11 protein-coding genes are annotated in these 13,286 nt (G+C 75.9%); 9 read left to right on the top strand and 2 right to left on the bottom strand.

What is annotated here, in order from left to right:
- Window positions 1–27 precede the first annotated feature (27 nt).
- Complete coding sequence (locus BMW67_RS09670; RefSeq protein WP_072747326.1) at window positions 28–795, top strand: DUF3108 domain-containing protein; 768 nt, start codon at window positions 28–30, stop codon at window positions 793–795.
- A gap of 42 nt (window positions 796–837) precedes the next feature.
- Window positions 838–3,408, top strand: coding sequence for an ATP-dependent helicase HrpB (gene hrpB, locus BMW67_RS09665; protein WP_072747325.1), 2,571 nt, complete (start codon window positions 838–840; stop codon window positions 3,406–3,408).
- 103 nt (window positions 3,409–3,511) lie between these two features.
- On the opposite strand, the gene BMW67_RS09660 is transcribed toward hrpB, so the two are convergent.
- Window positions 3,512–4,471, bottom strand: coding sequence for an acetyl-CoA carboxylase carboxyltransferase subunit alpha (locus BMW67_RS09660; protein ID WP_072747324.1), 960 nt, complete (start codon window positions 4,469–4,471; stop codon window positions 3,512–3,514).
- Window positions 4,472–4,667: 196 nt separating this feature from the next.
- Between BMW67_RS09660 and BMW67_RS09655 the strand changes: the two genes are divergently transcribed.
- Window positions 4,668–6,689 carry a hydantoinase/oxoprolinase N-terminal domain-containing protein gene (locus tag BMW67_RS09655; RefSeq protein WP_072747323.1) on the top strand — a complete coding sequence of 674 codons (2,022 nt, stop codon included), beginning with the start codon at window positions 4,668–4,670 and terminating at the stop codon, window positions 6,687–6,689.
- A gap of 32 nt (window positions 6,690–6,721) precedes the next feature.
- Here the strand turns inward: BMW67_RS09655 and BMW67_RS09650 are convergent, their stop codons facing one another.
- On the bottom strand, window positions 6,722–7,216 hold the full coding sequence (locus BMW67_RS09650; RefSeq protein ID WP_170258913.1) for an ureidoglycolate lyase: 495 nt from the start codon (window positions 7,214–7,216) through the stop codon (window positions 6,722–6,724).
- Window positions 7,217–7,470: 254 nt separating this feature from the next.
- Here BMW67_RS09650 and nadC point away from each other — a divergent pair, with 254 nt between their 5' ends.
- The 6 genes from nadC (at window position 7,471) to BMW67_RS09620 (ending at window position 13,281) form a co-directional block, all read left to right on the top strand.
- Window positions 7,471–8,352, top strand: a complete 882-nt coding sequence (gene nadC, locus BMW67_RS09645) for a carboxylating nicotinate-nucleotide diphosphorylase (protein WP_072747322.1) — start codon at window positions 7,471–7,473, stop codon at window positions 8,350–8,352.
- Between the two features lie 76 nt (window positions 8,353–8,428).
- Window positions 8,429–9,358 (top strand): histone deacetylase family protein, encoded by a 930-nt coding sequence (locus BMW67_RS09640; RefSeq protein ID WP_072747321.1) that lies wholly within the window; start codon window positions 8,429–8,431, stop codon window positions 9,356–9,358.
- Between the two features lie 11 nt (window positions 9,359–9,369).
- Entirely contained in the window at window positions 9,370–9,606 is a 237-nt protein-coding gene (locus tag BMW67_RS09635; RefSeq protein WP_072747320.1) for an exodeoxyribonuclease VII small subunit, read from the top strand.
- The gene (locus BMW67_RS09630; protein WP_072747319.1) at window positions 9,603–10,523 is read left to right on the top strand and encodes a polyprenyl synthetase family protein; all 921 of its coding nucleotides are present in this window, start codon (window positions 9,603–9,605) and stop codon (window positions 10,521–10,523) included. Before BMW67_RS09635 ends, BMW67_RS09630 begins: the two co-directional genes overlap by 4 nt.
- 59 nt (window positions 10,524–10,582) lie before the next feature.
- Window positions 10,583–12,523: a 1-deoxy-D-xylulose-5-phosphate synthase gene (dxs, locus tag BMW67_RS09625; RefSeq protein ID WP_072747318.1), complete on the top strand. Its 1,941-nt coding sequence runs from the start codon at window positions 10,583–10,585 to the stop codon at window positions 12,521–12,523.
- 26 nt (window positions 12,524–12,549) lie between these two features.
- Entirely contained in the window at window positions 12,550–13,281 is a 732-nt protein-coding gene (locus BMW67_RS09620) for a TlyA family RNA methyltransferase (protein WP_072747317.1), read from the top strand.
- Window positions 13,282–13,286: the final 5 nt, after the last annotated feature.

Here is a 13,286-nt window from a genome sequence, read left to right as displayed (position 1 = left end):
CAGAACCCCGCAGCCGAGGAGAAGCGCATGACGCGGCGTCCATCGATCCCCGTGCGGCGCCATGCGGCGGCCCTTGCGGCGGCCGCGCTGGCGATCGCGGCCCCCGCGCCGCGCGCCGCGCCCGCCGCAGCAGCGCCCGAGGCAAGCGTGGCGGCGCGCTTCGACGTGCATTTCGGCGGCATTCGCGCCGGCGAGGTCAGCGTCATGCTGAGCGAAGACGGACGGCGCTACAGCGTCGCCTCGCGCGCCGTCACGGCCGGGATCGTCGGCGCATTCTACGACGCCGCCTATGACGCGCAGGCGCAAGGCGCGCTGGCGCCCGCGCCGAAACCCGAGGCCTTTCGCGCCGTCGGCGATTTCGGCGGCAAGCGCCAGCAGGTCGAGATCGCGTTCGGCCCCCTCGCCCCGCGCGAGGTCAAGGCCGATCCGCCCTTCAAGCCGAAGCCCTACGAGATCGACCCGGCGGTGCAGATCGGCGTGCTGGATCCGCTCTCGGCGGCGGCCACGGTGCTGCGCCCGGCTCCCATCGCCAACATCTGCCCGCGCTCGCTGGACATTTTCGACGGCCGCCGGCGCGCGCAGATCACGCTGGGGCCGCCGACGCGGCGCGATTCGGGCGAGCTGCGCTGCCACGGCCGCTTCAAGCGCGTCGCCGGCTATCGGCCCAAGGACATGAAATCGCCCGACATCGCCTTCAGCCTGGACTTCGAGGACCAGCCGACCGGCGCGGCCAGGCTGCGCCGCGTGACGGTCGATACGGGCTGGGGCCTTCTGGTGGCGCTGCGCCGCGACTGACGCGCCTTGGCGCCCGCGCGCGGCCGCGCTAGGCGTTGCGCCATGACGCCGCTTGCGCACGACATCGCCCGCCTGCCCGACCTGCCCGCGCGCGCCGCGCTGCCCGCGCTGCTGGACGCCTTGCGCGAGGGCAGCCGCGCCGTTTTCGAGGCCCCGCCCGGCGCGGGCAAGACGACGCTGGTTCCCCCCGCCCTGCTTGGCCAGCCCTGGGCCCTGGGGCGCATCGTCATGCTGCAGCCCCGGCGCGTCGCGGCCCGCGCCGCGGCCGAGCGCATCGCCGCCCTGTTGGGCGAGGCGCCCGGCGCGCGCGTGGGTTGGCGCATTCGCGGCGAGACGCGCATCGGCCCCGACTGCCGCATCGAGGTCGTGACCGAGGGGATCCTGACGCGGATGCTGCAGGACGACCCGGAGATGAGCGGCGTTTCCGCGATCATCTTCGACGAGATTCATGAACGCTCGCTCAACGCCGATCTGGGCCTTGCCCTGGCGCTCGAGGCGCAGGAGGCGCTGCGCGAGGATCTGCGCATCATCACCATGTCGGCCACGCTCGAGGGCGCGCGCCTGGCGCAGGCCATGGGCGGGGCCGCGCGCATCCGCGCCGAGGGGCGCATGTTTCCGGTCGAGACCCGCTGGCTCGAGCGCCCCTGGCGGCGCCCCGACCGCCGCGGCCCCCGCTTCGAGGAGGCCGCCGCCGAGCTGATCCTGCGCGCCCTGTCCGAAGAGCGCGGCAGCGCCCTGGTCTTTCTGCCCGGGGCGGCCGAGATCGCCCGCGTCGAGCGCCTGCTTGCGCCGCGCCTGCCCGCCGACGCGCTGGTCAGGCCGCTGCACGGCGCGATGCCCTTCGCGCGCCAGCGCGCCGCGCTCGAACCCGCGCCCGAGGGGCGGCGCAAGGTGGTTCTGGCGACGTCGGTGGCCGAAACCTCGCTGACGATCGAGGGCGTGCGCATCGTCGTCGACGCGGGCCGCGCCCGGCGCGCGCGCTTCGATCCCGCCTCGGGCATGTCGCGCCTCGTGACCGAGCCCGTCTCGCGCGCCGAGGCCGAGCAGCGGCGAGGCCGCGCCGGGCGGCTGGAGCCGGGGGTGTGCTATCGCATGTGGACCCGCGGCGAAGAGGGCGCGCTGCCCGCACAGCCGCCGGCCGAGATCCTCGAGGCGGACCTGACGGCGCTGGCGCTCGAGCTGGCGCTGTGGGGGGCCGAGCCCGAGCAGCTGCGCTTCATCGACCAGCCGCCGGCCCCGGCCTTGGCCGAGGCGCGGGCGCTGCTGCGCGCGCTCGAGGCGCTGGACGCCGAGGGCAGACCGACCGAACACGGGCGCCGCCTGGCGCGGCTGCCGGCGCATCCGCGGCTGGGGCACATGATCCTGCGCGCCGCCGAGGCCGGAGAGGACGCCGAGGCCGCGGCCGAGCTCGCCGCCCTGCTCGAAGAGCGCGACCCCCTGCCCCCGGGCGCGCCTTGCGATCTGACGCTGCGCATCGAGGCGCTGCGCGGCGCGCGCGACCATGGCGCGGACCCGGCGCGGCTGAACGCGCCGCGGCAGGCGGCGCGGCGCCTGATGCGGGCTGCCGGACTGCGGGCGGGCGCGCGGCCTTCCGCGGGCCGGCGCCCCGCTCCTGAGCCCCACGCGGTGGGGCGTCTGGCCGCGCGCGCCTATCCCGATCGCGTCGCCATGCGCCGCCCGCCGCCGCCCGGCGGCGCGGCGCCCGGCGCGCCGGTGCGGCATCTGATGGTTTCGGGCAAGGGCGCCGCCCTGCCCGCGGATGATTCGCTGGCCGCGGCGCCCTTTCTGGCCGTGGCCGACGCCGACGGCGACCCGCGCGAGGCGCGCATTCGCCGCGCCGCCCCCCTGACCCGCGCCGACATCGAAGAGCTGTTCGCCGACCGGATCGAAGAGCGCCGCATCTGCGCCTGGTCCCCCCGCGAGCGCGCCGTGCGCGCGCGCATCCGGCGCATGCTGGGCGCCGTCGCGCTGGACGACCGCCGCTGGAGCGACGCGCCGCCCGAGGCGCTGGCCGCCGCCATGGCCGAGGGCGTGCGCCAGCTTGGCCTCCAGGCCCTGCCATGGAGCGCGGCGGCCCGGCGTCTGCGCGCGCGCGTGCGCTACGCGGCGGCGGCGGGCGCGGCGCTGCCCGACTGGTCGGACGAGGGGCTCCTGGCCACGCTCGACGACTGGCTGACGCCCCATCTGCAAGGGCTGCGCCGGGCCGAGGACCTGCAGCGGCTGGACCTTGCCCGCGTGCTGGAGCAGGCGCTGGACTGGAACGCGCGCGAGGCGCTCGAGCGCCTGGCCCCGGCCCATTTCGTCACCCCCGCCGGCACGCGCGCGCCCATCGACTACGACCGCGAGCCCCCGGCCATCGCCGTGCGTCTGCAAGAGCTGTTCGGGCTGGACGCGCACCCCTCGGTCGGCGGCGGGCGGGTGCGGCTGACGGTGGACCTTCTGTCGCCCGCCGGCCGCCCGGTGCAGACCACCGGCGACCTGCCGGGCTTCTGGCGCAGCTCCTACGCCGATGTGCGCAAGGACATGCGCGGCCGATACCCGCGCCACCCCTGGCCCGAGGATCCGCTGAGCGCGCCGCCCACGCGCCGCGCCAAGCCGCGCGGGTCTGGCTGAGCGCACCAAGCCGCGCAGGACAGGCCGAGTGCGCCAAGCGGCGCAGGAGCAAGCCGGGCGCGCCGGCGCCGCGCGGGCAGGCCGATCGCGCCGGCGGCGCGGGTCAGTGCAGTCCCTTGCGCCCCATCTCCAGATACTTGCGCCGGCGCGCCTGGCGCAGCGCGTCGGCCGGCTGGCCGGACAGCTCGTCCAGCATCTGGCCGATGGCCTCGCCGATGGCGGCGATGGCCGCCTCGCGGTCGCGATGCGCGCCGCCCAGGGGCTCGGGGATGATGCGGTCGATCACGCCCAGCTTCTTGAGATCCTGCGCCGTCAGGCGCAGCGCCTCGGCGGCCTCGCGCATCTTCTCGGCGTCCTTCCACAGGATCGAGGCGCAGCCCTCGGGCGAGATCACCGAATAGACGGAATGTTCCAGCATCGCCACCCGGTCGCCCGCCGCCAGCGCCACCGCGCCGCCCGAGCCGCCCTCGCCGATGATGACCGACACCAGCGGCACGCCGATCGACAGGCACTTTTCGGTCGAGCGGGCGATGGCCTCGGCCTGGCCGCGCTCTTCGGCGCCCTTGCCCGGATAGGCGCCGGCGGTGTCCACCAGCGTGATCACGGGCAGGCCGAAGCGGTCGGCCAGGTCCATCAGCCGCACCGCCTTGCGGTAGCCCTCGGGGCGCGCCATGCCGAAATTGCGCTCGAGGCGCGACTTGGTGTCGGCGCCCTTCTCGTGCCCCAGCACCACCACCGGCTGGTCGCGAAAGCGCGCCAGCCCGCCGACGATGGCCAGGTCCTCGGCGAAGTTGCGGTCGCCCGCCAGGGGGGTGAATTCGGTGAACAGGGTCTGGATCACGTCCAGCGCGTGCGGCCGCTCAGGGTGGCGGGCCACCTGGCATTTGCGCCAGGCCGAGAGGTCGGAGTAGAGCTCCTCGAGCAGCTTGCGCGCGCGCGCGTCCAGCGCCTCGGCCTCGGCCTCGACATCCATCTGCGGGTCCGACCGCGCCAGCGCGCGCAGCTCGGCCGCCTTGCCCTCGATGTCGGCCAGGCCCTTCTCGAATTCAAGATAGTTCCGCATCGGCTTCGCCGCCTCGTCCGTTGTCTCGCCGAAGTCGCGCCGCCGGCGCCCGGCCGCGTGCGGAATATGACCATTTGCGCCGCGAATGCAATCGGCCAGACCCGCGGCCCGCCCCGCGCGGGGGCTGGCGCGGCGGGCCGCGGCGCGCTAGGCGTTTGCCCGGGCGGCGCGCGGGGCGCCGGGAAGGGAGAGCGCCATGGCGCTGCTGCTGGGCGTGGACACGGGCGGAACCTACACCGACGCGGCGGTGCTGGACGACGGCTTGCCGCCCGCGCGCGCGGTGCTGGGCAAGGCCAAGGCGCTGACGACCCGCCCGGACCTGTCGCGCGGGGTGGCCGAGGCCGCGCGCCGCGCGCTCGACGCCGCGGGAATCGCGCCCGACCGGATCGCCCTGGCGGCGCTGTCCACCACGCTGGCCACCAACGCGCTGGTCGAGGGCCAGGGCGAGCCGGCCCTGCTGGCGCTCATCGGCTTTCCGCCCGAGGCGGCGCGCCGCGACGGGCTGGACGCGGCGCTGGGCCCGGACCCGGTCATCTTCGCCGCCGGCGGACACGACGCTCATGGCGCCGAGGCGGCGCCCTTCGACGCCCTTGCCTTCGCCAACGCGCTCGAGCGCGCGCTGGACGCGGCGCGCGCGCGCGGCCGGCCGATTCGCGCCGCCGCGGTCGCGGCCCAGTTCTCGGTGCGCAACCCGGCGCATGAGCTGGCCGCGCGCGAGCTGATCCGGGCGCGCGCCGGGCTGGCGGCGACGTGCTCGCACGAGCTGAGCGCGCGCGTGGGCGGTCCGCGGCGGGCGCTGACCACCTTGCTGAACGCGCGGCTGGTGGGGCTGATCGACCGGCTCGTCGCGGCGGTCGAGGCCGAGCTTCGCGCGCTGGGGATCGAAGCGCCGCTGATGACGGTGCGCGGCGACGGGGCGCTGGTCTCGGCCGATTTCGCGCGCGCGCGCCCGATCGAGACCATCCTGTCGGGGCCGGCGGCCTCGCTGGTCGGGGCGGCCTTCCTGACCGGCGCGCGCGACGCGGTGGCGGCGGATATCGGCGGCACGACCACCGACATCGCCGTGCTGCGCGACGGGCGCCCGCGCCTTGCGCCCGAGGGCGCGCGGGTGGGCGGGCATGCGACGATGGTCGAGGCCGTGGCCATCGCGGCGCATGGGCTTGGCGGCGACAGCGAGGCGCGGCTCGACGATGGCGGCCTTGCGCCGACGCTGGTTCTGGGCCCGCGGCGCGCGCAGCCGCTGGCGCTGACGGCGCGGCTGCATCCCGGGCTGCTCGCGGCGCTGCGCGCGCAGCTGGCCGCGCCGCGGCCTCATCCCGAGGACGGCCGCTTTCTGGCCGCGCTGGCGCCCGCGCCCGCCGGGCTCGACCCGCGCGAGGCCCGGATCGCCGCGCGCATCGCCCAGGCCCCCGCCCCGATGGCCGAGCTGACCGCAACGCGGCCCATGGCGGCGGCGGCCGAGCGGCTGATCGCGCGCGGGCTGGCGCGGCTGTGCGCCTTCACCCCTTCCGACGCGGCGCATGTCCTTGGGCTGCAGACCGACTGGGACGCCGAGGCCGCGCGCATCGGCGCGCAGCTCATGGCGCGGCGGCGGGGCGCCGATGGGCGTCCCTGGGCCGACGGCCCCGAAGACGCGGCCCGCCGCACGCTGGCGCGGCTGCGCCGCCTGTCGGCCGAAGCGGTGCTGGAGACCGCCCTGGCCGAGGACGGGCTGCCGCCCGAGGCAGCGCGCTCGCCGCTGGCGGCCGCCGCGCTCGAGGGCCGCGGCGCCCTTGTCCGCCCGTCGCTGACGCTTCGGCTGCCGCTGATCGGGCTGGGCGCGGCGGCGCGCGCGCATTACCCGCAAGTGGCGCAGATGCTGGGCGCGCGCGCCCTGATCCCCGAGCATGCCGACGTGGCCAACGCCGTGGGCGCCGTGGCGGGGCGGGTCGCGGTCACGCGGCGCGCCGTCGTCACCTGCCCCGAGGAAGGCCGCTTTCGCGCGCATCTGCCCTCCGAGCCGCGCGATTTCGCCGATTTCGAGGCCGCCTGCGTCCATGCCGAGCGCGAACTGCGCGCCGCCGCGCGCGCGGACGCCCAGGCGGCCGGCGCCGGCGCCGTCGAGCTGCGCGCCGCGCGCCGCGTGCGCCGCGCGGTCATCGAGGGGCGCGAGGTGATCGTCGAGGCGGTCATCGAGGTCGAGGCCTCGGGGCGCCCGCGCCTTGCCGCGCCGGACTGAGCGCGCGGGCGCAGGGCGGGGTCAGGGCGGGGTCAGGGCGCCAGGGCGACGATTTCGGGCAGGTCGGCCAGCTCGGGCGCGGCGGCGGCGGGGTCGGGCTCGACGATCAGGAAATCCTGCTCGCGCGCCAGGGCGATGGGCGGATGGCGCCAGACGCCGCGGCCGAACTGCACCCCCTGATCGCCGCGGCAACGGAACAGGCGCATCCGGCCCATGCCGGGCAGCCCCTCGGCATCCTCGGCGACCAGAACAAGCCACTCGGCCCCGCCCAGAGGGATGCAGGCCTCGGCCCCCGCGGGGTGGCGCTGAAGCCATTGCGCGATCAGCGGACGGCGGCGGGCGCGGTGCAGCGTCACCGACGGCGCGGCGCCGGCCAGCGGCAGCGGCGGCGCGGTGCGGAAGCGCTCGGCATGGCCTTCGTCGGCGCGCTCGGCCGCCGAAGGGTCGGGTTCGATGACATGACCGAACGGCGCGAAGGCGCGCGCGGTCAGCGGTTCGGCGAACAGCGTTCGGGTTACGAGTCTCACACGCCTACTCTCTCGATCCGGCCGGAGCCCCCGGCCATTTCCACATACGCAACGCATCCGCGCGAACATGCGCGGATCTCTTGAATAACCCATGAACGGCGCGCGGCAAAGCGCGCGGCGCGCGCGCGGGCGCATCCGCCGGCGGGCGTCGCCTTCGCGCATCAGGCCAAAGGTCCCAAGCGCCGCGCGCCGCCCCCTTGCGCCGGGGACCGGCCGGCGACATGGTGCGCCCAGACCCCACAAGGAGGCCCGGCATGACCCGCACGCCCTACCCCGCGACCCTGCCCGCGATCCTGGTCGAGGACGCCGTCGCCGCCGCCCTGCGCGAGGATCTGGGCCGCGCGGGCGACGTGACCAGCTGCGCCGTCGTCGCGCCCGATGCGCAGGCGCGCGCCGCCATCGTCGCGCGCGAGGCGGGGCGGCTGTGCGGCGTCGATTTCGCCCGCGCCGCCTTCGAGATGCAGCGCGCCGGGCTGCGCGTCGAGCCGCTGGCGCGCGACGGCGACGCGCTGGCCCCCGGGCAGGCGGCGCTGCGCGTCGAGGGCTCGGCGCGCGCCATCCTGGCGGGCGAGCGGGTGGCGCTGAACTTCATGTGTCACCTCTCGGGCATCGCGACGCAGGCGGCGCGCTTCGTCGCCGCGGCGGCGGGAACGCGGGCGCGGGTGTGCGACACGCGCAAGACCACGCCGGGCCTGCGCGCCTTCGAGAAATACGCCGTGCGCTGCGGCGGCGCGGCGAATCACCGCTTCGGGCTGGACGACGCCATCCTCATCAAGGACAACCACATCGCCGTCGCGGGCGGGGTCGCGCAGGCGGTGGCGGCGGCGCGCGCCTATGCGGGGCATCTGATGGCGATCGAGGTCGAGGTCGACACCCTCGCCCAGCTGCGCGAGGCGCTCGAGGCCGAGGTCGAGGCGGTGCTGCTGGACAATTTCCCGCTCGAGGCCCTGCGCGAGGCCGTCGCCATCAACCGCGCGGCGCCGCGCCCGGCGCGGCTCGAGGCCTCGGGGGGCGTCACGCTCGAGACCGTGCCGGCCATCGCCGCCGCGGGGGTGGACTTCATCTCGAGCTCGCGGCTGACCATGGGGGCGGGCACGCTCGATCTGGGGCTGGACATCGAGATCGCCGGGGCTTGAGCGCACGCCGCCCCGCGGGGCAGAGTGGAGCTTGCCCGCGGGCGCCGCGAACCCGCGCCAGAAGAAGGAACGCCGCTTGACCGTCGCCCTCGTCACCCATGAATCCAGCGCCGGGCACCTGACGCCGACCGGCCACCCCGAACGGCCCGAGCGCCTGCAGGCCGTCGAGGCGGTGTTCTCGCAGCCCGAATTCGCGTCCCTGCCGCGCGTCGCCGCGCGCCGCGCGCAAGAGCACGAGCTGCTGCTGGCCCACAGCCCCGCCTATCTCGAACGCCTGCGCAAGGCGGCCCCGGCCGAGGGCCTGGCGCAGCTGGACGCCGACACCAGCATGTCGCCCGGCTCGCTCGAGGCGGCCGAGCACGCCGCCGGCGGCGTCGTTCAGGCGGTGGACATGGTGCTGGACGGCCAGGCGAAGGCGGCCTTCGTCGCCTGCCGCCCCCCCGGCCATCATGCCGAGCGCGAGGCGGCGATGGGCTTTTGCCTGTTCTCGAACGCGGCCATCGGCGCGCTGCACGCGCTCGACAACCGCCACCTGCACCGCGTCGCCGTGCTGGATTTCGACGTGCATCACGGCAACGGCACGCAGGACGTGCTCGAGCGCGACCCGCGGGCGGTGTTCTGCTCGTCGCATGAATCGCCGCTCTATCCCGGCACCGGGCGCGAGACCGAGCGCGGGGCGGGCAACGTGTTCAACGCCGAGCTGCGCGCGGGCGACGGCGGCGCCGCCTTCCGCGCCGCCTGGGAGAAGAAGCTGCTGCCGGCGGTCCTCTCGCACCACCCCGAGCTGATCATCGTCTCGGCCGGCTTCGATGCGCATGTGCGCGACCCGCTGTCCAACCTGCGGCTCGAGGCGGGCGACTTCGCCTGGATCACCCATCAGATCTGCGACGTGGCCGAGGCCTGCGGCGCGCGCATCGTCTCGACTCTGGAAGGCGGTTATGATCTTCAGGGCTTGGCTTCGGGCGTCGCCGCCCACCTGCAGGCGCTGGTCCAGCGCGCCCGATGAAGGAGACCCGAATGACGCAAAAGCCCGTTTCCGAGATGAGCTTCGAAGAGGCGATGCGCGAGCTCGAGCAGGTGGTGGCCCGGCTCGAGGGCGGGGACGCGCCGCTCGAGGAAAGCATCGCCCTTTACGAGCGCGGCGCCCAGCTGCGCAAGCGCTGCGAGGACAAGCTGCGCGAGGCCGAGCTGAAGGTGGCGCAGATCACCGAGGGCCCCGAGGGGGTGTCGGCCCAGCCGGTCGATCTGGAATGAACGGCGCGCCCGCCTCCGCCGCGCCGCGGGTCGCCGACGCGGATTTCGCGCGGCGGCTGGGCGCCGCGGCGGCCGAGGTCGAGGCCGCGCTCGACGCGCTCCTGCCCGCCGCCGCCGAAGGCCCGGTGGCCGAGGCCATGCGCTGGGCGGCGCTGGGCGGAGGCAAGCGGCTGCGCGCCTTTCTGGCGCTGGAATCGGCGGCGCTGTGCGGCGCGCCGCGCCAAGGCGCGCTGCGCGCGGCCGCGGCGGTCGAATGCGTGCATGCCTATTCGCTGGTGCATGACGACCTGCCCTGCATGGATGACGACGACATGCGCCGCGGCCGCCCCACCGTTCATGTGAAGTGGGACGAGGCCACCGCCGTTCTGGCGGGCGATGCGCTTCAGGCGCTGGCGTTCGAGATCCTCGCCGCCCCCGAGACCGGCCCCGCCGAGGCGCGCGCGGCGCTGTGCGCGGCGCTGGCGCAGGCCGCCGGGGCGCGCGGCATGGTGGGCGGGCAGGCGCTGGACATCGCCGCCCAGACCGCGCCCGCGCCGCTGGGGCTGGAAGAGATCACGCGGCTGCAGGCGCTCAAGACCGGGGCGCTGATCCGCTTCGCGGCCGTCTCGGGCGCGCTTCTGGCGGGCGATGCGGACGCGGCGCGCGCGCTGGCGGCCTATGCCGACGCGCTCGGGCTGGCCTTTCAGATCCGCGACGACATATTGGACGTGGAAGGCGACGCCGCGCAGATGGGCAAGCGCGTGGGCAAGGACGACGCCGCGGGCAAGGCCACCTTCGTCTCGCTTCTGGGGCTTGACGGGGCGCGCCGCGCGGCCGAAGAACGCGCCCGGGCGGCCGAGGCGGCGCTGGCGCCCTTCGGCGCGGCGGCCGCGCCCCTGGCCGGGGCCGCGCGCTTCGCGGTCGAGCGGCGCAGCTGACGCGGCCCAGGCCGGAAGCGCCCGCGCCCAGGCCCAGGCCCAGGAAGGAGCACCGACCCGTGTCCGACACGCACGACAGACCGCACACCCCGCTGCTGGACCGCGTGCGCACGCCCGCCGACCTCAAGTCGCTGACCGACGCCGAGCTCGAGCGCCTTGCCCACGAGCTGCGGCAGGAGACGATCTCGGCCGTCTCGGTCACCGGCGGGCATCTGGGGGCGGGGCTGGGCGTGGTCGAGCTGACCGTGGCGCTGCACGCGGTCTTCGACACGCCGCGCGACAAGCTGATCTGGGACGTCGGCCACCAGTGCTACCCGCACAAGATCCTGACCGGCCGGCGCGACCGCATCCGCACGCTGCGCATGGGCGGCGGGCTGTCGGGCTTCACCAAGCGCGCCGAAAGCGAATACGACCCCTTCGGCGCGGGACATTCCTCGACCTCGATCTCGGCCGCGCTGGGCTTTGCCATGGCGCGCGAGATGGGCGCCGACACGGGCGACGCCATCGCGGTGATCGGCGACGGGGCCATGTCGGCGGGCATGGCGTTCGAGGCCCTCAACAACGCCGGCCATCTGGGCAGGCGGCTGTTCGTCATCCTCAACGACAACGAGATGTCCATCGCCCCGCCCGTGGGCGCGCTGTCCTCGTATCTGTCGCGCCTTTACGCAGAGGCGCCCTTCCAGGACCTGCGCGCCGCGGCCAAGCAGGCGGTGGGCCTTCTGCCCGAGCCCTTCCGCGAGGGCGCGCGCCGCGCCAAGGAGATGCTCAAGGGCATGGCGGTGGGCGGCACGCTGTTCGAGGAGCTGGGCTTTTCCTACATCGGCCCGCTCGACGGCCACGACCTGCGCCAGCTCCTGCCCGTGCTGCGCACCGCGCGCGCGCGCGCCGACGGGCCGGTGCTGATCCATGTCGTCACCCAGAAGGGCAAGGGCTTCGCCCCGGCCGAGAACGCCCCCGACAAGGGCCATGCGCGCGGCAAGTTCGACGTCGTGACCGGCGAGCAGAAGAAGGCGCCCTCGAACGCGCCCTCCTACACCAAGGTCTTCGCCCGCGCCCTGATCGACGAGGCCGAGCGCGACCCGAAGATCGTCGCCGTCACCGCCGCCATGCCCGACGGCACGGGGCTGGACCTGTTCGCCGGGCGCTTTCCCGACCGCTGCTTCGACGTCGGCATCGCCGAGCAGCACGCCGTGACCTTCTGCGCCGGGCTGGCGGCGGCGGGCATGCGGCCCTTCTGCGCCATCTACTCGACCTTCCTGCAGCGCGGCTACGACCAGGTGGTGCACGACGTGGCCGTGCAGCGCCTGCCGGTGCGCTTCGCCATCGACCGCGCGGGGCTGGTCGGCGCCGACGGGCCGACCCATGCCGGCGCCTTCGACGTGGCCTTCCTGTCGAACCTGCCGGGCTTCGTCGTCATGGCCGCCGCCGACGAGGCCGAGCTGGTGCACATGGTCGCCACCGCCCGCGCGCTCGACGACCGGCCCTCGGCCTTCCGCTACCCGCGCGGCGAGGGGGTGGGGGTCGAGCTGCCGCTGCACGGCGCCCCGCTCGAGATCGGCCGCGGCCGCGTGGTCAAGGAGGGCGGGCGCGTGGCGCTGCTCAGCCTTGGCGCGCGGCTGGCCGAATGCCTGCGCGCGGCCGAGGAGCTGGACGCCATGGGCCTGCCCTGCACCGTGGCCGACGCCCGCTTCGCCAAGCCGCTGGACCGCGAGCTGATCCTGCGCCTTGCGCGCGAGCACGCGGCGCTGATCACCGTCGAGGAAGGCGCGACGGGCGGCTTCGGCGCGCATGTCCTGCACCTGCTGGCGGCCGAGGGCGCGCTGGATCGCGGGCTGCGCATCCGCACGCTGACCCTGCCCGACCGGTTCATCGACCAGGACAGCCCCGAGCGCATGTATGACGCCGCGGGGCTGACCGCGCCGCACATCGTGTCGGCGGCGCTGGGCGCGCTGGGCCGCGGCGACGAGGCGCGCGCCGCGGCGCGGGCCGCGGGCCGCTGACCCCGCGCGCCGAGGAGCCGCGCGCCATGCGCCTTGACCAGCGCCTCGTCGAGCTTGGCCTTGCGCAAAGCCGCGCGCGCGCGCAGGCGCTGATCGCGGCCGGCGCGGTGCTGGTCGACGGCCGCCCCGAGCGCAAGCCCGCCCGCAAGGTCGGCCCCGGGGACGAGGTGCGCGTCGCCGCCGATCCCTGCCCGTGGGTCTCGCGCGCAGCGCTCAAGCTTGTGCATGCGCTCGACGTCTTCGGCCTGACCCCGCATGGCGAGGCGCTGGACGTCGGCGCCTCGACCGGCGGCTTCACCGAGGTGCTGCTGGCGCGCGGCGCGGCGCGCGTCCATGCGCTGGACGTCGGCCGCGGCCAGCTGCATCCGCGCCTGCGCGCCGACCCGCGGGTGCGCTGCCTCGAGGGCGTGAACGCGCGCGCCATCCCGCCGGGCCTCGTGCCGCCGGTGGACTGGGTGGTCAGCGACGTGTCGTTCATCTCGCTGGAAAAGGCCCTGCCCTGCGCGCTGGCGCTGGCGCGGCCGGGGGCGACGCTGGTCGCGCTGATCAAGCCGCAGTTCGAGGCCGGCCCCGAGGCGGTCGGCAAGGGCGGCATGGTGCGCGACCCGGCCGTGCATGCGCGCGTGCGCGCACGCATCCGCGAGTTCCTGCGCAGCTCGGGCTGGCGCGCGCTGGGCGAGGCGACCAGCCCCATCCGCGGCGGCGAGGGCGCGGTCGAGCACCTGATCGCCGCCGTCAAGGAGACGCCCCGACCATGACCGAA

This window comes from Oceanicella actignis, from assembly GCF_900111545.1.
In the GTDB taxonomy this organism is placed as follows: Bacteria; Pseudomonadota; Alphaproteobacteria; order Rhodobacterales; family Rhodobacteraceae; genus Oceanicella; species Oceanicella actignis.
This window is presented reverse-complemented; position numbering and strand designations above follow the sequence as displayed.